Origin of the sequence: Undibacterium sp. SXout7W (assembly GCF_049339385.1) — a bacterium.
GTDB lineage: Bacteria > Pseudomonadota > Gammaproteobacteria > Burkholderiales > Burkholderiaceae_D > Undibacterium.
This window is the reverse complement of the sequence record NZ_JBMPPF010000084.1, coordinates 1-421: the sequence shown is the minus strand read 5'-3', so window position 1 is coordinate 421 and position 421 is coordinate 1. Positions and strand designations below refer to the sequence as shown.

At 49.4% G+C, this 421-nt stretch carries 1 protein-coding gene; it reads left to right on the top strand.

The features are described 5' to 3' along the window. The first annotated feature begins 11 nt into the window (after window positions 1-11). On the top strand, window positions 12-152 hold the full coding sequence (locus tag ACO0LB_RS20590) for an integrase core domain-containing protein (RefSeq protein WP_423052576.1): 141 nt from the start codon (window positions 12-14) through the stop codon (window positions 150-152). Window positions 153-421 lie beyond the last annotated feature (269 nt).

The window sequence follows — 421 nt, the reverse complement described above, 5'->3', positions numbered from 1 at the left end:
GGTTTATATCGATGCACTACGCCAGGGTCATCATCGAAGAATCGCGTCAGGACTATAATGAGCAACGACCGCACAGTTCGATTGGCTATCTGACGCCGAATCAATTTGCAGACAGTTTTTTAACCGCAGACTCTAATTTGGTTTCGTACTAATTTGGGGTGCAGGTCAGTAGGCCATGGCGAATTACCTCATTCTCTGAGTTTGTTGACTATTACGGCGGCGCACCCAAGTATGGATTTAATGTTCGTTCCAAAACGCTGATGACAGCTGTCACCACCGATAAAGCCGGCACTGAGGCAGTGGCCGTTTTGGAGGAGGGGAATGCAACCGGCAAACAAAACGTCTCTGCGCAAGATAGTGCCGCTGTGGATGCCGATTTTACGGTCAATGGGGTGGACTATCTGGTTGAACAAAACGCCGG